Below are 21,258 nucleotides of genomic sequence, written 5' to 3' on the forward strand. Positions count from 1 at the left end.
CTTATACAGCATATTTGATCAAACGAACAAAGATGTCACGGAATCGCCGGTGTGGCTGCGGTAAATGGCCTCGCCAAACAGTTCGGCAATGCTGAGCACGGTGATTTTATCGCATGTTTTGGGTTTGCCCGATAATGGTATGGTGTCTGTTACCACCATGGATTTCAGGCTTGATTCATTGATGCGGTCAATGGCCGGCCCTGAGAGCACGGCATGGGTGCAGCAGGCATGGACTTCTTTGGCGCCGTTGGCCGTGATTGCATTGGCCGCCTCAGTAAGAGTGCCGGCGGTATCGGCCATGTCGTCCAGAATAATGGCCTTCTTGCCTTCCACGTTCCCGATCACCGCCATTGCCTTGGATTGGTTGGGGGCTGAGCGGCGCTTGTCAATGATGGCCAGTCCAGCGTTTAAACGCTTGGCAAATGCCCTTGCCCGTTCCACGCCGCCGGCATCCGGTGAGACGATGACCAGGTCATCGGAAAATTGTCTGCGCATGTGGTTGATCAGTACAGGGGCGGCAAATAAATTGTCCACGGGAATGTCAAAAAAGCCCTGGATCTGGCCTGCGTGCAGATCCATGGTGATCACCCGGTTGGCTCCGGCCCGGGTCAGCAGGTCGGCCACCAGTTTGGCGCTGATGGGCACCCTGGGGGCCACTTTCTTGTCCTGGCGGGCATAGCCAAAATAAGGGATCACCGCAGTGATGCGCCTGGCTGATGAGCGCTTGAACGCGTCGATCATCATCAGCAGCTCCACCAGGTGGTCGTTGACCGGGGAACAGGTAGACTGCATTACAAACACGTCCTTTGCCCGGACATTGTCATCGATTTCGATCTGTACTTCACCGTCGCTGAAGCGCTTTACCTTGGCATTGCCAAGGGGCTGGTTCAAATAGCTGCAGACAGACTCTGCCAATTGCGGATTGGATAGGCCGGAAAAAATGATATACCCGTTGTTTTCCACTTTCCCTTCCCCTTTCCCGGGGTTGCACTTAACTGGTGAAACCGATTGTGAAATGGCTGGGGCGGGAGGATTCGAACCTCCGAATGCAGGAACCAAAATCCTGTGTCTTACCGCTTGACTACGCCCCAGCAACCGGTGGTTTGCTTTTTTCGCCCCGCAAGATCATTGTCAGCAAATCAGGCTGGTTTCAAAGACCTGCCATGTGCCCCGCCGGGCAGATAACTGATCAAAAGCCTGCCGGGCCTGTTCAGCATCTGGAAAAAGGCCGAAAACCGAAGATCCGCTGCCGCTCATCAACGCCTTTAACGCCCCGCAATCCATAAGCGCCTGTTTGGCATCACTGATTTCCGGACACAGTTTTATCGCCGGCGGTTCAAGCGCATTGTAAAGCCGTCTTGCGAAATCGGCTTCCCAGCGGGATTTGAAAATAAATTTTGTATTTATTTTTTTGTTTTTTGTCAATGCCAAATTCAATTTTTTATAGACTTCTGCAGTGGATACGGGGCATCCGGGATAGATCAGCACCAGGTTGAATCGGGGCAGGCCGGTAAAGGGGGAAAGTTTTTCGCCAATGCCGGCGGCAATGGCCGGTTGGCCGTATATGAAAAACGGTACGTCCGCGCCAAGTCTGAGCCCAAGCATCATGAGCCTGTCGGCGGTAAGAGGATTTTCAAACAAGTGGTTCAGCCCGGTGAGAACGGCTGCTGCATCGCTGCTGCCACCGCCCAGGCCGGCACCCACGGGGATGTGTTTGTCAATGGAAACAACCGTTTTGGCAGCAAAGCCGGTTTCTGCAAAAAAGGCGGCCGCCGCCTTCCAGGCCAGGTTGGCCCGGCCTGAAGGCACAAGCCGATGGGGGCATGTCACCGTGATATCTCCGGAAGTGGCTGCGGGATTACATGACAAACGGACGGTATCATGAATCCCGATGGGGCACATCAGGGATCGGAGCTCATGATAGCCGTCCGTTCGTTTGCTAAGGACATCCAGGAACAAATTGATTTTTGCGGGAGCCTGGATTTTCACGGGACAAAATTATTTGGTCAGCTTGATAATGGTAATGCCCTGTCTGGGCCGCAGCACGTAAAATGACAGGGTTTGCCCGGATTCCACATCCTGAATTATTTTTCTGAAGTCACTCACTGAACCGATTTTTTCATGATTGATTTCACGGATGATATCGCCTTTTTGAAATCCGGCTTCGGCCGCCTTGCTGTCCCGGGCAACCTGGGTAACGATAACACCCCGGACTTCTTCAAGGTTTAATTGCTTGGCCATTTCCCGGTTCAAATCCGTGACATCAAGGCCCAGTTCCGCTTCCTGATTGCTTCCGGGTGTCTGGCCCCGGCTGCGGTCAGCGAGTTTTTCTTCTTCCCGTTTGGCCACTTCAACATTAAATGTCCGGGTTTTGCCTTCACGGATTAATTTGATTTCTGCCTTTTGCCCGGGTTTGATCGCGGCAATGCGCCGGGAGAGTTCCCTGGGCGAGTCAACGTCCTTGCCGTTGACTTCAGTGATGATATCATTTGGTTTGATACCGGCTTTGTCCGCGGGATCGCCTTTGAAAACCTGGGTGATCATCACGCCCTGGTTGACATCATAATATTGCTTTAACTCGTCATTGAGTTCCTGGATGGCCACGCCAAGCCATCCCCGGGTCACTTCACCGCTTTCTTTGAGCTCGGTGATGATATTTTTGGCAAGGCCCGAGGGAATGGCAAATCCGATTCCCTTGCCCCCGGCAACAATGGCGGTGTTAATGCCGATGACCTCACCGTTCATGTTCAGCAGCGGCCCGCCGCTGTTTCCCGGGTTAATGGAGGCGTCTGTCTGAATGAAATCGTCATATGGGCCGGCTCCGATGACCCTTCCCTTGGCGCTGACAATACCGGCTGTTACCGTGTGCTCCAGGCCGAAAGGATTGCCGATGGCCACCACCCACTGGCCGATTTTCATGTCGCTGGAATCGCCCAGCTCCAGGGAGGGCAGTTTTTCATCCGCCTCGATTTTGATCAGGGCCAGATCCGTGTTGGGGTCAGTGCCGATGATTTCAGCGTCATACTCATTTCCGTTTTTAAGCTTTACCTGGATCTGATCGGCATTTTCGATCACATGGTTGTTGGTGACAATATGGCCCTGCCGGTCCAGGATAAAGCCGGAGCCCAGGCTTCTTTGCTTGAATTCGCGAGGATCCTGCTGGTCAAAGAAACGATCGAAAAATTCATCAAACGGGCTGCCCTGGTTGGGCCCCTGAGGACCGAAGAAGTGCCGGAAAACCTGTCCCCCGTTATCAACGGTCTTGACGGTGCGGATATTGACCACTGCCGGTCCTGCCTGTTCCGCCAGCTGGGTGAAATTGGCAGGCACCATGGCTTGCTGCTCAGGCTGGTTGCCGGCAGCAGATGTGGCGTGAGGCCGGGGCATCAGAAAAAACCCGGCAGCCGTCAAAGCGGTCACGGTTATGATTACAGTGAGCCATCCGGTCGGTTTTACTTGCAGTCCCATACTCGTTTTGCCTCCTTGTTAACGTGCTTGCGGGTTGTCGGCATTTCCGGCAACCCGCTATTCACCCCCGGTTTCTTTTACATATAACAAACGTAATTCATACAAGACGTTTGTCAATAACCGCTTTTCCTCGTCTGTGAGGTTGCCCCGGGTTTTTTCCTCCAGCATGGCAATCACGTCAATGGTCTGCTTGGCCACGGGCAGGTTTTTGGCCGTGGCCCCGCTGGTGGGATCCGCGTGCTGACCCAGATGAACCAGGGCCGAGGAATTTAACGACAAAAGAAAGGTAATGAAGTTGATCTCCGGCATGATAGATCCGGAATGCAAATTGGTATCGTTTCCTTTGTCTTGTTGTACCATTTCCGGTTTTCTCCCTTTTGAAGTTATAGTTCCATTGTTCTGACCGATATGACCTTGGGCAGGGCCATGAGCGCGTCAACCACGTTTTGCGAAATGGGCGTGTCGGTTCGCAGCAGAATAATATTGTGCTCGCCGCCTTCTTCCAGCCCCACCTGCATCCTGGAGATATTGATGCCGTGATCGCCCAGGGTGGTTCCGATACTGCCGATGGCCCCGGGTTCGTCCAGATTGTGGATCAGGGCGAGGTGGCCTTTGGGAATGATTTCAATGCGGAAATCATCAATGCGGACAATGCGGGGATCGCTTTTGCCGAAAACCGTTCCGGCCACAGTCAGGGTTTTTTCCGGCCCCGTGATTTTGGTGGTGATCATGTGCAGAAAATCGGTGGTTTCCGGGGAACTGGATTCGGTGATTTTAATGCCGTGCTCCTTGGCAATGTAGTGAGCATTGACGGCATTGACTTCAGCGCCCAGCCGGTAGCTCAGCAGCCCCTGGATAAAGGCGGAGGTCACCGGCATCAGGTCATATCCGAAAAAATCGCCGTTGTAGAGAATGTTGATTTCCTTTAACTGTTCGGTCATGAACTGGGCATGGAGCATGCCCATTTTTTCTGCCAGGCGGATAAACGGTCCGAGCTGCTCCAGGGCCTGGCCGGAAATGGAGGGCACATTGACCGCATTGACCACGTTGTTGTGCTTTAAATATTCCACGATCTGGTTGGCCACGGCGACGGCCACATTGGTCTGGGCTTCAAATGTGGACGCCCCCAGGTGCGGGGTCAGGATCACTTTTTCGGACTGCAGCAGCCGCAGGTCTGCCGGCGGGGGTTCCTGGGCAAACACGTCTAAGGCCGCGCCGGCCATCTTGCCGGATTCAAGCGCGTCATACAGGGCTTCTTCATCCACAATTCCGCCGCGGGCACAGTTAATGAGCATGACCCCGTCCTTCATTTTGGCCAGGGCCTCTGCATTGATCATGTTGGCCGTTTCCTTGTTTTTGGGCACATGAATGGTGATGTAATCGGCCCGGGCGTAAAGCTCATCTATGCGGACGGATTCAAATCCCTGTTTTTCTATTGTCTCGTCCTGGACCACAGGGTCATAGACCAAAACTTTCATTTTCAGACCCCGGGCCCGGTCTGCGACCACGGAACCGATCTTGCCAAATCCAATTACCCCAAGGGTTTTGTTGTAGATTTCCCGGCCCATGAGTTTCTTCTTGTCCCACCGGCCGGTTTTTAACGAGGCGGTTCCCCGGGTGATATTGCGGCTTAAAGAAAGCATCATGGAAATGGCGTGCTCGGCTGTTGTCACCACGTTGCCGCCCGGGGTGTTCATAACCACCACACCCCTGCGGGTGGCCGCGGGAATGTCCACGTTATCCAGGCCGATGCCGGCCCGGCCCACCACTTTCAGGTTTTCCGCGGCTTCCAGCAAATCATCGGTCACGCGGGAGGCACTTCGGATCACCAGGGCATGATAGGGCCCGATTTCGGCCTTGAGTTCTTCGGGCGAAAGCCCGGTTTTCACATCCACATCCAGCCCGGCTGCCTTCAATATTTCAATTCCGGCTTCACCCAGATTGTCGCTGACAAGTACCTTCATTCACAAACCTCCACAGTCTCCCGTTATGTTTCCATTCAGTTGTCGATTCAATGCAGTTTTTTCTCTGGTTATCTGAAAAAGCAGCGGAAATCCAGTTTATTTCCGGATATCCAAAGAAATTTTGACCGAAACCGGGTTAGGCCTTTCCATGCCGGGCCTCAGCTGCGGTTATGCCCGGATTTCATTCTGTACCCGGGAAATGGTGCTTTCCACGGTGTTTCGGATTGCATCCAGGCGGTTTTGCGACAGGGCCTCAAAGCGCATGACCAGGGCCGGCTGGGTGTTGGATGCGCGTACAAGCCCCCAACCATCGTCAAATACAATTCTCACCCCGTCAATGTCAATGACCTGATACTGATCCGCCAGAAGCTGCCGGGCGCGCTCCACCACGTCAAATTTTACCTCATCGCCGCACTCCACCCGGATTTCCGGGGTGCTCACGGTTTCCGGGACATCGTTTAACAGATCGTCAATGGTGGCGCCGGTTTCCGAAAGAATCTCAATTAACCGGCATGAGGCATAAATCGCGTCATCAAAGCCGAAATACCGGTCAGCAAAAAACATGTGGCCGCTCATTTCCCCGGCCAGCTCAGCTTTTTCCGCCTTCATCTTTTCCTTGATCAGGGAATGGCCGGTTTTCCACATCACGGCCCGGCCCCCTTGGCGTTCAATATCATCATACATGGTCTTGGAGCACTTGACCTCGGATATGAACGCAGCCCCGGGCTTTCGGGACAAAATTTCCCTGGCAAAAATGATCATGAGGTGATCCCCGTAAATCACCCGGCCATTTTGGTCCACCACGCCGATGCGGTCGCCGTCTCCGTCATAGCCGATGCCCAGATCCAGGCTTTTGGCCCGCACCAGGGCGATGAGATCGCTCAGGTTTTCCATTACCGTGGGATCGGCCTCGTGATTGGGAAACCGGCCGTCCATGTCGCAATAAAGATCATAAACCTTGCATCCCATGGACTTGAGCAGGGGCACGGCAACAACGCCGGCAGTGCCGTTGCCTGCGTCAATGCCCACCCGCAGCTGTCTTTTGATGCTGACATTGTCCCGGATGTAGTCCTGATAAGGAGTTATGGCGTCGGCTTCGGTCACGTGTCCCTGTCCGGTCTGAAATTCGCCTTTTTCCGCGATTTGCCCGATTATGCCAATTTCTTTTCCATGCACCGAGTCCGTCCCCTTGCAGATTTTAAACCCGTTGTATTCCGGCGGGTTGTGGCTGGCTGTCACCATGATTCCGCCCTGGGTCTGCAGGTGCCAGATGGAAAAATAAAGCACCGGTGTGGGGCAGACCCCGATGTCGATGACATCGCAGCCCGATTCGGTCAGGCCCCGGATCAGGTGGTCGGCCCAGCGCTCCGCGGTCAGCCGGCAGTCCCGGCCCACGCTCAATGTGGTGCATCCGTACCCGGCCATGTAAGTGCCCATGGCCCGGCCCAGCAGGTAGACCTCATGATCGTTTATGTCCTTGTCCGCAATGGCCCGGATGTCGTATTCTCTGAAAATAGCCGGATTCACAGCAGTTTTTCCTCCTGTTGTTTGTTGTTTCTGGTATTTTCTACCCCTTGATTACGGCAATGGGCCGGAGTTTGGCCACTTTTTTCGATATCCCGGAGCCGTGGACCACGTTGACCACCTCGGTGACGTCCTTGTAGGCTTCGGGCATTTCCTCGGCCATGGTGCCCCGGCCCGCGGCCCGGACGAAAACGCCCTTTTTCTCCATTTCCTGCTGCAGAGATCGGCCCTTTGCCGCCTTTTTGGCCGCCTTTCGGCTCATGACACGTCCTGCGCCGTGGCAGGTGGAGCCAAATGTTTCTTCCATTGCCTTTTGGGTGCCGGCCAGCACATAAGAAGCCGTGCCCATGTCCCCGGGGATCAAAATGGGCTGGCCCGTGTCCTGAAAAGCGGGGTCCAGGCCGGCATGGCCCGGGCCAAAAGCGCGGGTGGCGCCTTTGCGGTGAACGCAGACTTTTCGTTTTTCCTTGTCAATGACATGGGTTTCAGTTTTGGCGATATTGTGGCACACGTCATAGACCATCCGCATTCCCAGATCCCGGGGGCTGATGCCCAGGGTGTGCATCAACACCGTTTCGGCCATGTGCAGCAGGATTTGGCGGTTGGCCCAGGCAAAGTTGGCCGCGCACGCCATGGCCCGGTAATAGGCCTGTCCTTCCGCAGACTGGACCGGCATGCAGGCCAGTTGCCGGTCAGGCAGGGCAATGCCGGATTTGTGCACTTTTTTGGTCATCAGCGCAAGAAAGTCATCGCAGATCTGATGGCCCAGGCCCCGGGAGCCCGTGTGGATCAGCAGGGTCACCTGTTTTTCGGCCAGACCGAATACCCGGGCGGCCGCCGGGTCATAAATGGTGTCCACCACCCCGATTTCCATGAAGTGGTTGCCCGAACCCAGGGTGCCAAGCTGGTTTTTGCCCCGGTCCATGGCCCGGTCGCTGACATCTCCGGGATCGGCGTTTTTCATGCAGCCGCCTTCCTCGGTACGCCCGGTGTCCGTGTCCCGGCCATAGCCTTGGGAGAGGGCCCAGGGGATGCCTTGTTTTATCACTTTTTTCAGATCCTTCAAAGACAGCTTGACCGTGCCGGTGGAGCCAACTCCGGAGGGGATGTGTTTTTGCAGGGCAACAACGAGGTCTTCCAGATGCGGCCGGATTTCCTTTTCCTCAAGGTTCAGGGCGGCAAGCCGCACCCCGCAGTTGATGTCATAGCCCACCCCGCCCGGGGATATCACACCGGAATCCATGTCAAAGGCGGCCACCCCGCCGATGGGAAACCCGTATCCCCAGTGGATGTCGGGCATGGCCATGGCCCGGCCCACAATGCCCGGAAGACTGGCCACGTTGATAAGCTGCCGGAAAGTCTCCTCCTTTTTGACCGCCTCCATGATCCCGGCGCTGGCATAGATCCGGGCGGGCACGTTCATGTCGCCGGTTTGGGGAATCTCCCATGTGTAAGCGTCTGTTTGTATCAATTCCATGGCCGGGTTTTCCTATAGATCAAAAATCACTTCACCCTGCCAGCCGTCAGATGTTGGTGACAGGTTTGCGCAGTGATAGGTCACTGCCTTGATGTCTGCAAACACCGGATGCTTTTGCGGATCAAAGGCCCGGACAAAAACCCGGGCCTCCAGCCATGTATCCCGGATTTCGACAATCTTTGCGGACTGAATCAGTGCCTGGTTTGCGGTCCACTCCAGCAGGCAGGCCCGGAGCCAGTTGATGAGCAGATCCGTGCGGTCAATGCCGTCAACGCAAATGGTTTGCGCGTGCGTTTCTGTTATCTGCTTTAAATCCGTGATCTGTTCAAACAATGCCCGGCATGCCTCGGCAAACAGGTCCGGCAAAGTCGGGGCCCACACCCGGATGCCGGTATCGGCTGTATGATCGATGACTTCGTAGGGCATAAGCGGCCTGCAATGGCTATTGGTGACTTTTCCACACCACACGGCCGGTGTTTTGCGTGTGATAGCCGCCCATGGCATGGAGTCGTTCAATAAACTGTGCCGAGCCGATCATTTCCGTAAGCAGCCGGATTCTTCCGGATTCGGCAAAGGCTTCCGGGATCACCAGTTCATAGGATTCCGTCGCAACCGGGATAAAATCCAGGTCCAGGGCCCTGGCTGCGGCGCGAATACCCAGGCCCGCGTCTGCGGCCCGGCCGAGCACGGCCACGGCCACGGCCATGTGTGTGAATTCCTCGTTTTCATATCCGGTGATAGCGGCCGGATCCACGCCCGCACCCCTGAGATGAAAGTCCAGCAGCACCCGGGTGCCGGAGCCGGACTGGCGGTTGACAAACACCACGTCATCTCTTGCCAGATCCGTGATTCCGGATAGTTTTTTTGGGTTGCCGGGCGCCACGATCAGACCCTGCTCCCGTTCTGCCAGGCGCACCAGGCGCACGGGCACATCCGGCAGAAACTTTTGAATATAGGAAATATTGTAGGTGCCGTCATGGGTGTCGAGCAGATGGGTACCGGCAAAATGACACAAGCCCTTTTTCACCGCCATGAGTCCCCCCATGGAGCCCACATGGCTCGATGACAGGCTGTAGCGGCTGCTTTCGGCCCGCAGCAGATCGGCCAGCACGTCTATGGCATTGTCATGGCTGCCCACGGCCACGATGGTGTCCTCAATGTATCTGCGGTCCTTTAAAAGCCTGGCGGAAACGGTATCATCTTCCCGGATGCCCTCCTTGTCCGCGTCAATGCGGATGATGCCGTGGGCTTCGGTGATGCTGGTGATGGTGCCAGCGCCCCGTGGCAGGGGAGTGGCCACGATGTTGGCCCCCACCTTTCCGAGCTTGACCCGCACAAATTGTTCCATGCCAAGCCTGCCGGCAATTTTGCGGGTGGGCTGCACATGGATGATTTCGGGCTCGGGTTCGGCCCGGCCCAGCATGGCGCAGATCAGGGGGGTAACAAATTGTTCAAAGGCCATGATGGCAGACACCGGGTATCCGGGAATGCCAAAGGCGGGCTTGCCGTTTATTTCACCGATGACAACGGGTTTTCCGGGCATCATGGCCACTCCGTGGACATGGACTTCTCCCAGCGATTCAATCACCTGCCGGGCAAAATCCTCGCTGCCGGAAGATGATCCGCCCATGATCAGGATCATGTCCGTTTCCGGGTCTTGCGCCGCCTCAGAAACCGTTTGGGAGATCAGTTCGAAATTGTCGGTCACAATGTCGTGGCGGATGTATTGCGCCCCCAGTTCCTTTGCCATCTGGCCCAGCACATGGGAGTTGGATTCGATTACACGGCCCGGGGCAAGTTCTTCGGGCATTTGCCTGTGATCCACCAGCTCCGGGCCGGTGGGCAGCAGAAACAGGCAGGGTTTGGCCAGAACCGAAACTTCCGTGATGCCGCCGGTCAGCAGGGCGCCGATGCAATAGGCGGTGATGCGGTGGTGGCGGGCAAACAAAAGCTCTGTGGCCACAATGTCTTCTCCCATGCGGCGCACGTGCTGCCAGGGAAAAGCCGGGGCCTCGATTTGAATGCGGTTTTCGTCAATGACCAGGATGTCTTCGATCATGATCACCGCATTTGTGTTTGCCGGCATGATGTGGCCGGTGTTGACAAATACGGCCCGGGTGCCGGTATCAAGGATTTTGGGATTGGCTTCCGTGGCCCCGAATGTGGCCTCTGCCTTTACCGCCACGCCGTCCATGGCCGCTGCATGAAACCCCGGAGACGACAGCCGGGCGTAGACCGGTTGGGCCAAAATTCGCCCCGCGGCCTTTGTGACGGCCACGGTCTCGCCACGGCCGGCCGGCCGGAGAGCAAAACGGTCAGACAGCAGATCCCGGGCTTCCCGGAGGGTTTTCATCTTAAGGTAGATATTGCGGCTGCTGCTCATTTTTCCCCTTTTGGACAGGGTTTCAAAAAACGGCGGATTTACCGGAGAAGGGTCACAAAGACGGTTTCGCCTTTTTCCAGCCCCTCGGTGTTCATATCGATTTCAATGAGGCCGTCTGCCTCCACCAGGGTGCGGATCAGGCCTGAAGGTCCAGGAATGGGTTCGGCGTAAAACCGGCCCTGGTCTTCCACAATCCGGGCCCTTACGTAATCGGTGCGGCCCTGCACGGATGACAGGTTGCGCGTGAGCTCGGCCGTGATCCGGTCGTGTTGTCGATAAGATAATGCATTGCCGCTGATATGTCCAACAAACCGGGCCACGATCCGGTCAAAGACCACCATGGCCGAAGCAATCTGTCCGGGCAGCCCCCAAAGGGCCTTTTGGCCGATTTTTGCCAGGATTGTGGGTTTTCCCGGACGGATGGGAATGCCATGGAACAGGATTTGAGAATCAGGAAGCGATTCAATCACCTCCAGGGTCAGGTCCCGGGTTCCCACAGAACTGCCCCCGGATATCAAAAGCATATCCGTTTCCGAAAGGGCCCGGGTGCAGGTGCTGCGCAGGGCGTCAAACCGGTCGGCAACAATGCCGTATGTCCGGGCAATGCCGCCGGCCTGGCCCACAGTACCGGCAAGGGAGTAAGTGTTGACATCCCGGATTTGGCCGGGCACCGGGGTTTGTCCGATTTCCACGAGTTCGTCGCCCGTGGAGATAATGCCGATTACGGGTTTTTTGAAAACCCGGATGGTTTCCATTCCCAGGGCGGCCATCAGGCCCATTTCCTGGGGGCGGATGCGACTGCCGGCGGCAAGCATCTTCTGCCCGGCGGCCACGTCCTCGTCTGCGGCCACCACATTGGCGCCCGGAGCCACGCTTTTATAGACCTCAAGGGCGGTTTCATCGAGTTTGGCCGCGTGTTCGAGCATGACCACTGCATCTGCGCCCTCGGGCAGCATGCCGCCTGTGGCAATGCCCGCGGCCTGTCCGTTGCCCACAGGGGCTTGCGCGGCCATGCCCATTTGGACGGTGTCAGTGATCTCCAGGTATGCCGGGCTGGATTCAGACGCGCCAAAGGTGGCTGCAGCCCGAACGGCATATCCGTCCATTGTGGACCTGGCAAAGCCGGGCAGATGGGTTTGTGCAACAACATCTGTGGCCAGGATCCGGCCGCAGGTCTCGGCTGTTGGCACTTTTTCCGTGCCCACCGGGACGAATTCAACAATGCGGTCAAAAACCTGTTTAACCGGCGTGGCTGTAAAAAATTCCTTGGTCATGGTATCGGGTCCGGCAAAGATGACAACGGATTAAAAAAGATCGGCAATGCCCGGCTGATCCAGGACTTCCCGGTGGATCTCTCCCCGGGCGACCCGGACCACAGGACCGCTCATATGGATATGATAATGATCGTCCATGCGGATTTGCAATTGACCCCCGGGCATGTGAACGCTGATCTCGGCATCACACAATCCCAGCCGGCGGGCCACTGCCGCGGCCGCCGAAGCGCTGGAGCCGGATGCCAGGGTGTAGCCCGCGCCCCGCTCCCAGATTTCAATGGCCAGATTGGCGCGGTCCAGGATTTTGGCAAATTGGACATTTGTGCGGTTGGGAAACATTTCGTGGGTTTCGATCACCGGTCCCAGCCGGCGGGTTTGATCCATGGAGATTTCGTCGCTGACAATCACGCAGTGGGGGTTTCCAATGGTGGCGGCGCAAAAGCCGAGCCTTTGGCCGCCGATGACCATGGATTCATTGATGACTTCCCGACGCTCGCCGGTCACCGGAATCTGGGTGCTGGTAAAGCTCAGCTGTCCCATTTCCACTGAAATCATGTGTCCGGCGTCACTGACCTGTGCTGTGACCCGCCCCCCAATGGTGTTAATGGCAAAAGGTTTGTCCGACACCCGCCCCCGGTCATAAAGATATCCGGCGAAAATGCGCAGTCCGTTTCCGCTTTTTTCCGCCTCGCTGCCGTCGGGGTTGAAAATGCGGACCCCGAAGACCCCGTTTTCCTCAAAAAACGGGCCCAGCAGAATCCCGTCAGCCCCGAGCCCGCACTGACGGTGGCAGATACGGCGGATGGCTCCGGGCTCAAGGCCGTCTTCGGCCTGTCCGGGTTCTATAACAATATAGTCGTTTCCCAAACCGTGATATTTGTAAAATTCCATAACCCCATTTCCCTGGCAGTTTGCCGCACACTACAAAATTATTTGAAAATTTGTAAACCTATATATCTTATCAGCCCCTGCTCCGGCAAACAAGAAAATTGACAGCAGCTTTGAATGGCTTTGAAAAACCTTCTTACACTGTGCGATATTTTCAGGAAGGAAGCCCAAGGGCGGGGGTCGGTTGTTTCGCTCCTGACCGTTTACGGATTCAGCCAATACCTTCGCTTAAAATTTCAAAAACTCGGCCTGTCGGCCTCAAACAGTTTGAAATTTTTTAGCTTCGGTATTGGCTGAATTTTTCCGTAAACGCTCAATGTCGCTTCAAAAACCGACCCCGCCCTTGGGCTTCCTTGGAAGCGTTTCACTCGGGCCGCCGCCCGGGACCGGGCTATGCAGTAACTTTTCCTGAAGTTACTTCGAAGACTTAGATGTGTTGCTCCGGATTCCTTGGTGTGAAACTTTGCACACTGTCGGCCATGATAGCGGCCCGGGGGTGGTTTGCGAGTCGCATTGAGCGCGCAAGCGGTCAGCAGGGAGCAAACCGCCACCGGGCCGGTATCATGCGAAAATTATAGAACCAAGCACTAACAGCCACTTTTTTGAAGTTACCTAGAAGCTTTTTCGGTTTCTGTCGAGTTTTTGAGCACCGGTTTTTTGGGTCACAGAGAAAATCCTTGTGTTTGTCCAAAAGATGTCTATATTGCCCCTTTGTCCGGCGCATAAGTGCCGGGTGGTCAATTTTGAATAAAATCCGAAGAAAGGCGCCAATTGTCAGAGACCCTCACTGAAAATCAAATCAGAAACATTGCCATTATCGCACACGTGGATCATGGCAAGACAACCCTTGTGGATGCCATGTTCCGGCAGAGCGGATTGTTTCGCGACGGCCAGGAGACCGACGAGCGCATCATGGACAACATGGACCTGGAGCGGGAGCGGGGCATTACCATTGCCGCCAAGAACTGTTCGGTGATGTGGCAGGGCGTGCGCATCAACATGATCGATACCCCGGGGCATGCGGATTTTGGCGGGGAGGTGGAACGGGCCCTGATTATGGCCGATGCCGCGCTTCTGCTTGTGGACGCCTCAGAAGGACCCCTGCCCCAGACCCGGTTTGTTTTGAGAAAAACCCTTGAGGCCGGCCTTTCCGTCATTGTCCTGATCAACAAGATTGATCGCAAGGATGCCCGGCCCGATGCGGTGCTAAATGAAATTTATGATCTTTTCATTGACCTGGGCGCTGATGACCGGCAGCTTGATTTTCCTTATTTTTACGCCGTGGGAAGAGACGGGATTGTCAAACAGCGCCTGGAGGAAGATGCCGATAACCTGCATGTCCTGTTTGATACCATTGTCAGCAATGTGCCGCCCCCTGCCTGCGACCGGGAAAAACCCTTCCAGATGCTTGTGGCGGACCTGGGCTACAGCGACTACCTGGGCCGGCTGGCCGTGGGCCGGGTGACAAACGGGGAGGTAAAGGCCGGCGATCATCTGGTATGTGTCAAAAATTCCGCCACGCAGGTGCCCCTGAAGGTCTCCCGGCTGCAGGTGTATAAAGGCGCTGCCCTGTGCCCGGTGGATTCGGCGCGGGCCGGCGATATTGTGATTTTGTCGGGCATCGAGGACGTGGCCATCGGAGATACCCTCTGTGCAGGCGATCAGCCCGCGGCCCTGCCCCGGGTGCACGTGGACGAACCCACCATTTCCATGGTGTTTATGCCCAGCGACTCGCCTTTTTCCGGCCGGGAGGGCAAATATGTGCAGTCTGCCAAAATCCGCCAGCGGCTTGTAAAGGAAACGCTTTTAAACGTGGCCATTGATCTCAAAGACACCGGAGAGCGGGACCGGTTCGTGGTCATGGGCCGCGGGGAGTTTCAGCTGGCCATTTTGATTGAAACCATGCGGCGCGAGGGCTTTGAGTTCTGCGTGGGCCGGCCCGAGGTTATCACCAAATATGAAAAGGGGCAGAAGCTCGAACCTGTTGAGCATCTTTACGTGGACTGCGATGAAGCCTACCTGGGCGTGGTCACGGAAAAACTCTCTGCGCGCAAGGGCAAAATGGTGGATCTGGAACATACCGGATCCGGCCAGGTGCGTATGGCGTTTTCAGTGCCGGCAAGGGCGCTGATCGGATACAGGGACACCTTTCTCACAGACACCCGGGGCACAGGGATCATGAATGCCAATTTTGCCGGATGGGAACCCTTCAGGGGCGATTTCCCCACGCGTTTGAGCGGCTCTCTTGTGGCCGACAGGCCGGGCACTGCGGTCGCTTATGCCCTGTTTCACCTGGAGCCCAGGGGCGAGCTGTTTATCCGCCCCGGCGATGCGTTCTATGAAGGCATGGTAATCGGTGAGCACAGCCGGGAAATGGATGTCAACGTCAATCCGTGCAAGGAAAAAAAGCTCACCAACATGCGCGCTTCGGGAAAGGATGATGCGCTGGTGCTCGCCCCGGTCAAGCCAATGACCGTGGAGCGGGCCATCGATTTTATCCGCGCTGATGAACTCGTTGAAATCACACCCAAATCAATACGGATCCGAAAGGATGTTCTTGCTGCGCACAAACGGCGCCAGCGCCTGTGCAGAAGCGCCTGACCGCGCCGCGGGGTCAATCAAGTTTTTCGAAAAACTCTTTTTCCGCCCCGCACTTGGGACATACCCATTGATCCGGCAGGTCCTCAAAGGCTGTACCGGCCGGAACACCGTTTTCAGCATCTCCCTCTGCCGGGTCATAGACATACCCGCACGGGCATTCATATTTATCCATTTTGTATTCTCCTGATGGTCATGTGCCGGCTTGCGTAAATGCTTACCGGTGGGTGGTGATCAGCTTTACGGCAAGGGCGGCAAACACCGTGCCCGCCACCCGGTTTAGCCATATCTGCGCCTTTGGTGATCTGGCAAACCAGTCCCCGATGGCGCCGGCCAGCAGGGCGATCATGCCGAAAATCAGTATGGTGGCGGCAATAAAGATAAGCCCCAGCACCAGGATCTGCAAACTCACCGGTCCTTGCGCCGGATCAGCGAACTGGGGCAGAAACGCCAGGAAAAATATGGAAACCTTGGGATTGGTCAAGTTCATGATAATGCCCCTGCCGTAGAGATGTCTGCCCTTGAGCCGGGGCTGGCTGTTTTTTTCCGGCTTTGCGGCCCCGGCGGCAAAGCTCATCCAGGCCAGGTAGAGCAGGTAAGCCCCGCCGGCGATTTTCAGAACGGTAAAGGCCAGTGCCGAGGCCTTGAAAATTACGGCCACGCCAAGGGCCACAGCCGTTGTATGACCCACCAGGCCAGTGCAGAGCCCCAGAGTGACAAATATGCCCGACCATCTGCCGTGAAGGGCGGACTGGGTGAGCACGAAGATGTTGTCCGGCCCCGGGGCCAGGGCCAGGACTACGGATGCCGAGAAAAATGCGATCATGGTTTCCGGGGCAATGGTCATAGACTGTGTTTTCCTTCTGTGCCGGAGGGTTGATTTGCTTTCGGGTTGATTTCCACGGTGACATGGGACAAAGAGGAGATGCTGCAAAGCTGCTGCTTGAAATCTTCAGGATTTTGAAGGCTGCTGGTGCGCAGGGCAACGATGGCGCTGTGATGTCCCGGGCCGATGCGCCAGATATGCAGGTCCTCGACCTGTGTATCGGCCCCGCTTTCCAGGCGATCCCGGATCTGTCCGGCCAGGCCGGTGTCATTGTTGTAATCCAGCAGTACCCGGCCGGTCTGGCCAAGCAGGCCAATGGACCAGCGGGTGATGACCAGGGCGCCCACAATGCCCATAACCGGGTCCAGAAACGCCCAGCCCCATATTTTGCCGATTGTCAGGGCCACGATGGCCAGAACAGAGGTCAGGGCATCGGCCAGCACGTGCAGGTATGCCGCCCGCAGGTTGTGATCATGGTGCTGATGACTGCATTCGGCCCCGTGATCATGGCCATGCCGGTGATGGTGGTTTTCATTTAGAATAAATGCGCTGACCAGGTTCACCACAAGCCCGAGAACCGCCACCACAATGGCTTCATTAAACCGGATGGCCACCGGATCCAGGAGTCGGTGAACCGATTCGTAGGCCATGAGCAGGGCAATTAAGGCCAGCACAAGCGCGCTGGAAAATCCGGCCAGGTCGTTGATCTTGCCCGTGCCAAAGGTAAAACGCCGGTCATCGCGGTATTTTCTGGCAAAAAAATAGGCGGCTGCCGTCAGCCCCATGGCAGAAGCATGGCTGGCCATGTGCCAGCCGTCAGCCAGAAGCGCCATGGAACCGAACACCATGCCCGAGACAATCTCGGCCACCATGGTCACGATGGTCAGGCCGATGACAATCCAGGTCCTGCGTTCGTTGGCCTGCTGGTTGTCTGAAAAAAAACAGTGGTCATGAGGACAGGAAAAGTCGCTGCGGCTGGACGAATTCATGGCTTGGTTCAGGTTTCCTGCGGCTTTAAAGTTTTTTCATCAACTGGTTGGCTGCGGTCAGCAGCGGATCCCACACCGGGCTGAAAGGCGGTGCATAAGGCAGATCCGTCTGGCCGAAATCTTCAACACCCATCTGCGCATGCAGGGCCACGGCCGGTGCCTTGATACGGTGGGCAACGCCTTCTTTGCCCACCATTTGGGTGCCCAGCAGCCGGCCGGATTTTTTGTCCCCCACCATGTGCACGCGGATGGATTCTGCGCCGGGGTGGGCATGGGCCCTGGACCGGGCGTCAATGGTCACAGATGCCGGCTCAAATCCGGCCGCCTCGGCCTCGCTGGCGCTGAGCCCGGTTCGGGCCACTTCCAGCTCAAAGGTTTTGAACACTGCGGATCCGGCAATCCCCTGCACTTCCACCGGCTTTCCGCAGATATTGTCAGCCGCAGCCCAGCCCCCCCGGTTGGCCAGCAGGGCCAGGGGCACCCAGGTTTTTTGGCCGGTGACCACATGATAGGCATCCGCGCAGTCACCTGCGGAATAAATGAAAGGATTGGATGTCTGCATTTGCCGGCTGACCGAAATCGCCTGCTTTGGTCCCAAAGCGATGCCCGCATCCGCGGCAATCCGGCTGTTGGGGGCAACACCTAAGCCCATGAGCACCATGTTCGCTCCCAGTTCCTGGTCATTGCATACCACTGCAAGTGAAGATCCCCGTTTTTCGATTCTTTCCACTTTTTGGTCCCGGTACAGATCCACATGGTGCTGTGACAGGGTCTGTTGAACCACTTGTGCAATACTGCTGTCATAGTTTCGCATAAAGCCGCGGGTCACGCCGGTTACATGAATTCCCCGCAGGCTCAGGGCCTCTGCCATTTCCAGACCGATATAGCCCATGCCCACGAGTATGGCCGATTCCGTCCTGTTGCCGGCCAGGTAATCTTTGATGCTGCGGCCGTCTGACAGCCGTTTTAAAGGCAGCACGCCTTTTTGATCAATACCCGGCATATCGGGCATGACCGGTGAGGCGCCCGTGGCAATGAGCAGGGAGTCATAGGAAAATTCCTGCTTTTGGCCGGTATGGTCTTCGGCCTGAACGGTTTTGACATCCGGGTCAATGGCTTCGGCCCGGCAGCCGGTTTTGAGATCAATGCCCTGTTTTTCCCGGAACACTTGGGCCTGACGAACGACCAGGTCATTGATGTCCCGGTCCGGGTCGGCAATGTTATAGGGCATGCCGCAGGCGCTGTAAGAAACATCCATGGTTTCTTCGAGTACGGTGACGTTCATCTCCGGCTGGTTTCTTTTGGCGCGGCTGGCCGCACTCATTCCCGCCGCATCGCCGCCGATGATCAGAAATTTCATTTGTCATTTCCTTTCCCTGGCTTTGGGCCTGCCAGGCCGGCCGGATTTTTGATTTGTTGCCAAAGTCGATAAATTAATACGGATTTTCTCAGATGTAAACAAAGTTTCCGTTTCACAGCTGTTTCCGGTCAGCCGCAGGTGGTCCGGAATTCGCGGATCAACGGCAGGACTGCCTTGCTGTTTTTTATTTGACATTCAAACGATTGTTTTATACAGCTGTTTAAATCTTTTTTCCCCGGCACTCAGCCGGCGGAACAACAGGAGAAGCCCATGACGGGTACCGAAGACAATACCCGCAAACGCCTGCTGGATCAGGCAGAGCGGCTGTTTGCTGAAAAAGGCTATGCAGGCATCAGCGTCCGGGAGATCACCGCTGCTGCAGAATGCAACGTGGCCGGGGTGAATTATCATTTCGGCAGCAAGCAGGGCCTTTACATGGCCGTTTTTCAGGAGCGGTGGGCCAGTCGGGCCATGCGGTTGCAGCAGGGCTTTGCCGCGGCACTGGCCGGTTTGCAGGACCCCGGGTTAAGTGATGTGATTGCGGCCATGGCCCGGGCCTTCCTGGAAGGGCCCTGGACGGACGAAGAGCGCCGCAACCACATCCAGCTCATGCAGCGGGAACTTTCTGATCCCGGCCAGGCCCTGGGCATGATCGTGGAAAACGTGATGCGGCCCTATATCCGGGAAGTCAAAAAACTGATACGGGCCTGCCTGCGCCGGGAAGTAGATGATGAGCAGCTGGAAATTTATATCCTGAGCATGCTGGGCGTGGTGCTGTATTTTTTCCTGGCCCGGCCCGCGGTAACCGAAATTTTGCACCGGAAATACGACCAGGACTTTAAATCAGACCTGGTGGCCCATATCACGGCCTTTTGTTTAAACGGCATACAGGCCTTAAACCAGGAGAAGTAAATGAACCGGGTTTTGTTATGCCTGCTGGCAAGTGCGCTGGTCTTCGGCCTTTGCGGTCCTGGCTGCATGCGCGTGGGACCGGATTATACCCGGCCTGATCCGGGCGTGGACATGCCGGAGCGGTTTTTGTCCGATACCGGGGAACAAACTGCGGTACCTGCAGATCTGCACCGGTGGTGGGAGGCCTTTGATGATCCATATCTGAACCAGGCGGTCATGCAGGTGGTGTTTCACAATCCTGACATTGTCCGGGCTGCGGCCAGGGTCATGGAGGCCCGGGCGGCCGTGACCCGGATTGGGGCGGACCGCTATCCGTCCCTGGATTTCAATGCCAGCCGTTCCCGCCAGCAGCAAAATGTCGTGGAACCTTTTTCCGGGCAGCGGGTGTCTGTGGAGACCGATACCTATTCTCTTTCCATGCCTGCCAGTTATGAGCTGGATCTGTGGGGGCGGCTGGCCCGTGCATCCGAAGCGGCCCGGGCCGATTTGCTGGCTGCCGGGCAAAACCGCCGCACAGTGGTGCAGTCGCTGGTGGCGGAAACCGTGAACCTATATTTGCAGATCCGATCCCTCCAGGAACAGATCGAACTGACCCGGAATCTGGTGACGGCCTACGAGCAAAACCGGGACCTGGTGGAAAGGCGCTATGAAAGGGGTTTGGTTTCGGTTCTCGATGTGCACCAGATCAGGCGTTCCCTTGCCCGGGCCCGGTCGCAGGTTCCGGCCCTGGTTCGGGCCAGGGGGCAGGCTGCACACGCCCTGGCGGTTTTGCAGGGGCGGTATCCGGATCCAAAAATCCTGAAAGCAGGCCCTGCCGGGAAATTTCCATCCCTGCCCGCGGTGCCAGCCGGCCTGCCCGCCCAATTGCTGGAGCAGCGGCCGGATATCCGGGAGGCGGAAGCCGTCCTTGAGGCGGCCTGCGCACGCATCGGGGCGGCCAGGGCGGCACGGCTGCCGCAGATAACGCTTACCGGCAGTTTCGGTTATACCAGTGATCAATTCGACACCCTGCTGGATCCGGCCAGCCAGCTTTGGCAGATTGCTGCCGGGGCCTTTCAGCCCTTGTTTGATGCCGGCCGGCGGGCCGCGGCAGAGCAGGAGGCCATGGCCCGGTACCGGCAGCAGGAGGCGGCCTGGGCCAAAACCGTGCTTGATGCTTTGGCTGAGGTGGAAGATGCGCTTTTATCCCGTCAGCAGCTAATCGAGCAGCACAGCCGGCTGCAAAGCCTTGTTTCCGAAGCCCAGGCCACCCTGGATTCGGCCGAAAATCGATACCAACGGGGCCTTGTTTCCTATCTCAACGTGCTTGATGCCCGGCAGGCAAGCTTTCAGGCCAAACTTGACCTGGTGGAGGCCAGATACGCCATTTTTCGCAACCGGGTGGAACTGCACCGGGCCCTGGGCGGCGGATGGGACCAGATGCAATAAATTTGATGGCGCCGTAAAAAGTCCAATATCTGCGTTATACGCAATTTCTCAGAATTTCACGTACGGATAAGTACGCTGCATTCTTCGAAATTGCGCAAGCCTTGATCTTGAACTTTTTACGGCGCCATCTAAAAACTTCCAAGGAAGTCCAAGGGCGGGGTCGGCTT

The 21,258-nt window shown here is 56.6% G+C and carries 18 protein-coding genes and 1 tRNA gene; 3 read left to right on the forward strand and 16 right to left on the reverse strand.

Annotation, left to right across the window (positions count from 1 at the left end):
* Positions 1–18: 18 nt before the first annotated feature.
* The 12 genes from HNR65_RS07255 to dapF all read right to left on the reverse strand — a co-directional run bounded on the left by HNR65_RS07255 (position 19) and on the right by dapF (position 12,981).
* Entirely contained in the window at positions 19–963 is a 945-nt protein-coding gene (locus HNR65_RS07255; protein ID WP_181550809.1) for a ribose-phosphate diphosphokinase, read from the reverse strand.
* 53 nt (positions 964–1,016) lie between these two features.
* Positions 1,017–1,091: transfer RNA gene (locus HNR65_RS07260), tRNA-Gln, on the reverse strand.
* A 40-nt stretch (positions 1,092–1,131) separates the two neighbouring features.
* Positions 1,132–1,989, reverse strand: a complete 858-nt coding sequence (gene ispE, locus HNR65_RS07265; RefSeq protein WP_332309019.1) for a 4-(cytidine 5'-diphospho)-2-C-methyl-D-erythritol kinase — start codon at positions 1,987–1,989, stop codon at positions 1,132–1,134.
* Between the two features lie 9 nt (positions 1,990–1,998).
* The gene (locus HNR65_RS07270) at positions 1,999–3,468 is read right to left on the reverse strand and encodes a DegQ family serine endoprotease (protein WP_181550811.1); all 1,470 of its coding nucleotides are present in this window, start codon (positions 3,466–3,468) and stop codon (positions 1,999–2,001) included.
* A 57-nt stretch (positions 3,469–3,525) separates the two neighbouring features.
* On the reverse strand, positions 3,526–3,828 hold the full coding sequence (locus HNR65_RS07275; protein ID WP_181550812.1) for a DUF1844 domain-containing protein: 303 nt from the start codon (positions 3,826–3,828) through the stop codon (positions 3,526–3,528).
* 23 nt (positions 3,829–3,851) lie between these two features.
* A complete protein-coding gene (gene serA / locus HNR65_RS07280) occupies positions 3,852–5,432 on the reverse strand; it encodes a phosphoglycerate dehydrogenase (RefSeq protein ID WP_181550813.1) in 1,581 nt (526 codons plus the stop codon).
* Positions 5,433–5,600: 168 nt separating this feature from the next.
* Entirely contained in the window at positions 5,601–6,959 is a 1,359-nt protein-coding gene (locus tag HNR65_RS07285; protein WP_181550814.1) for a phosphomannomutase/phosphoglucomutase, read from the reverse strand.
* Positions 6,960–6,999: 40 nt separating this feature from the next.
* On the reverse strand, positions 7,000–8,433 hold the full coding sequence (locus tag HNR65_RS07290) for an RtcB family protein (RefSeq protein ID WP_181550815.1): 1,434 nt from the start codon (positions 8,431–8,433) through the stop codon (positions 7,000–7,002).
* A 12-nt stretch (positions 8,434–8,445) separates the two neighbouring features.
* Complete coding sequence (locus tag HNR65_RS07295) at positions 8,446–8,859, reverse strand: archease (RefSeq protein ID WP_181550816.1); 414 nt, start codon at positions 8,857–8,859, stop codon at positions 8,446–8,448.
* Between the two features lie 16 nt (positions 8,860–8,875).
* A complete protein-coding gene (locus tag HNR65_RS07300; RefSeq protein WP_181550817.1) occupies positions 8,876–10,816 on the reverse strand; it encodes a molybdopterin biosynthesis protein in 1,941 nt (646 codons plus the stop codon).
* A 38-nt stretch (positions 10,817–10,854) separates the two neighbouring features.
* Positions 10,855–12,090 (reverse strand): molybdopterin molybdotransferase MoeA, encoded by a 1,236-nt coding sequence (locus tag HNR65_RS07305; RefSeq protein WP_181550818.1) that lies wholly within the window; start codon positions 12,088–12,090, stop codon positions 10,855–10,857.
* Positions 12,091–12,120: 30 nt separating this feature from the next.
* Positions 12,121–12,981 carry a diaminopimelate epimerase gene (gene dapF, locus HNR65_RS07310; protein ID WP_181550819.1) on the reverse strand — a complete coding sequence of 287 codons (861 nt, stop codon included), beginning with the start codon at positions 12,979–12,981 and terminating at the stop codon, positions 12,121–12,123.
* A 768-nt stretch (positions 12,982–13,749) separates the two neighbouring features.
* On the opposite strand from dapF, the gene typA reads away from it, so the two are divergent.
* Positions 13,750–15,579, forward strand: coding sequence for a translational GTPase TypA (gene typA, locus HNR65_RS07315; protein WP_181550820.1), 1,830 nt, complete (start codon positions 13,750–13,752; stop codon positions 15,577–15,579).
* A 13-nt stretch (positions 15,580–15,592) separates the two neighbouring features.
* Here the strand turns inward: typA and HNR65_RS07320 are convergent, their stop codons facing one another.
* From HNR65_RS07320 to HNR65_RS07335, 4 genes are read right to left on the reverse strand one after another with little or no spacing between them, the layout of a single operon-like run.
* The gene (locus HNR65_RS07320) at positions 15,593–15,751 is read right to left on the reverse strand and encodes a rubredoxin (protein WP_181550821.1); all 159 of its coding nucleotides are present in this window, start codon (positions 15,749–15,751) and stop codon (positions 15,593–15,595) included.
* 42 nt (positions 15,752–15,793) lie between these two features.
* A complete protein-coding gene (locus HNR65_RS07325; protein ID WP_181550822.1) occupies positions 15,794–16,423 on the reverse strand; it encodes a LysE family translocator in 630 nt (209 codons plus the stop codon).
* The gene (gene dmeF, locus HNR65_RS07330; protein ID WP_181550823.1) at positions 16,420–17,391 is read right to left on the reverse strand and encodes a CDF family Co(II)/Ni(II) efflux transporter DmeF; all 972 of its coding nucleotides are present in this window, start codon (positions 17,389–17,391) and stop codon (positions 16,420–16,422) included. Before dmeF ends, HNR65_RS07325 begins: the two co-directional genes overlap by 4 nt.
* Before the next feature lie 25 nt (positions 17,392–17,416).
* On the reverse strand, positions 17,417–18,751 hold the full coding sequence (locus HNR65_RS07335) for an FAD-dependent oxidoreductase (RefSeq protein WP_181550824.1): 1,335 nt from the start codon (positions 18,749–18,751) through the stop codon (positions 17,417–17,419).
* Positions 18,752–19,021: 270 nt separating this feature from the next.
* Here HNR65_RS07335 and HNR65_RS18155 point away from each other — a divergent pair, with 270 nt between their 5' ends.
* Both HNR65_RS18155 and HNR65_RS07345 read left to right on the forward strand, forming a co-directional pair.
* Positions 19,022–19,663, forward strand: coding sequence for a TetR/AcrR family transcriptional regulator (locus HNR65_RS18155; protein ID WP_181550825.1), 642 nt, complete (start codon positions 19,022–19,024; stop codon positions 19,661–19,663).
* The gene (locus tag HNR65_RS07345; RefSeq protein WP_181550826.1) at positions 19,664–21,091 is read left to right on the forward strand and encodes an efflux transporter outer membrane subunit; all 1,428 of its coding nucleotides are present in this window, start codon (positions 19,664–19,666) and stop codon (positions 21,089–21,091) included.
* Positions 21,092–21,258: the final 167 nt, after the last annotated feature.

The organism is Desulfosalsimonas propionicica (assembly GCF_013761005.1).
In the GTDB taxonomy this organism is placed as follows: domain Bacteria; phylum Desulfobacterota; class Desulfobacteria; order Desulfobacterales; family Desulfosalsimonadaceae; genus Desulfosalsimonas; species Desulfosalsimonas propionicica.

Bases quoted from the DNA above. Each gene is read 5' to 3' on its own strand.
- HNR65_RS07320 (WP_181550821.1), bottom strand. From the start codon at position 15,751: ATGGATAAATATGAATGCCCGTGCGGGTATGTCTATGACCCGGCAGAG.
- dapF (WP_181550819.1), bottom strand. From the start codon at position 12,981: ATGGAATTTTACAAATATCACGGTTTGGGAAACGACTATATTGTTATA.
- HNR65_RS07345 (WP_181550826.1), top strand. From the start codon at position 19,664: ATGAACCGGGTTTTGTTATGCCTGCTGGCAAGTGCGCTGGTCTTCGGC.
- HNR65_RS07325 (WP_181550822.1), bottom strand. From the start codon at position 16,423: ATGACCATTGCCCCGGAAACCATGATCGCATTTTTCTCGGCATCCGTA.
- HNR65_RS07335 (WP_181550824.1), bottom strand. From the start codon at position 18,751: ATGAAATTTCTGATCATCGGCGGCGATGCGGCGGGAATGAGTGCGGCC.
- dmeF (WP_181550823.1), bottom strand. From the start codon at position 17,391: ATGAATTCGTCCAGCCGCAGCGACTTTTCCTGTCCTCATGACCACTGT.
- HNR65_RS07270 (WP_181550811.1), bottom strand. From the start codon at position 3,468: ATGGGACTGCAAGTAAAACCGACCGGATGGCTCACTGTAATCATAACC.
- HNR65_RS07300 (WP_181550817.1), bottom strand. From the start codon at position 10,816: ATGAGCAGCAGCCGCAATATCTACCTTAAGATGAAAACCCTCCGGGAA.
- serA (WP_181550813.1), bottom strand. From the start codon at position 5,432: ATGAAGGTACTTGTCAGCGACAATCTGGGTGAAGCCGGAATTGAAATA.
- HNR65_RS07275 (WP_181550812.1), bottom strand. From the start codon at position 3,828: ATGGTACAACAAGACAAAGGAAACGATACCAATTTGCATTCCGGATCT.
- HNR65_RS07295 (WP_181550816.1), bottom strand. From the start codon at position 8,859: ATGCCCTACGAAGTCATCGATCATACAGCCGATACCGGCATCCGGGTG.
- HNR65_RS18155 (WP_181550825.1), top strand. From the start codon at position 19,022: ATGACGGGTACCGAAGACAATACCCGCAAACGCCTGCTGGATCAGGCA.
- HNR65_RS07290 (WP_181550815.1), bottom strand. From the start codon at position 8,433: ATGGAATTGATACAAACAGACGCTTACACATGGGAGATTCCCCAAACC.
- HNR65_RS07305 (WP_181550818.1), bottom strand. From the start codon at position 12,090: ATGACCAAGGAATTTTTTACAGCCACGCCGGTTAAACAGGTTTTTGAC.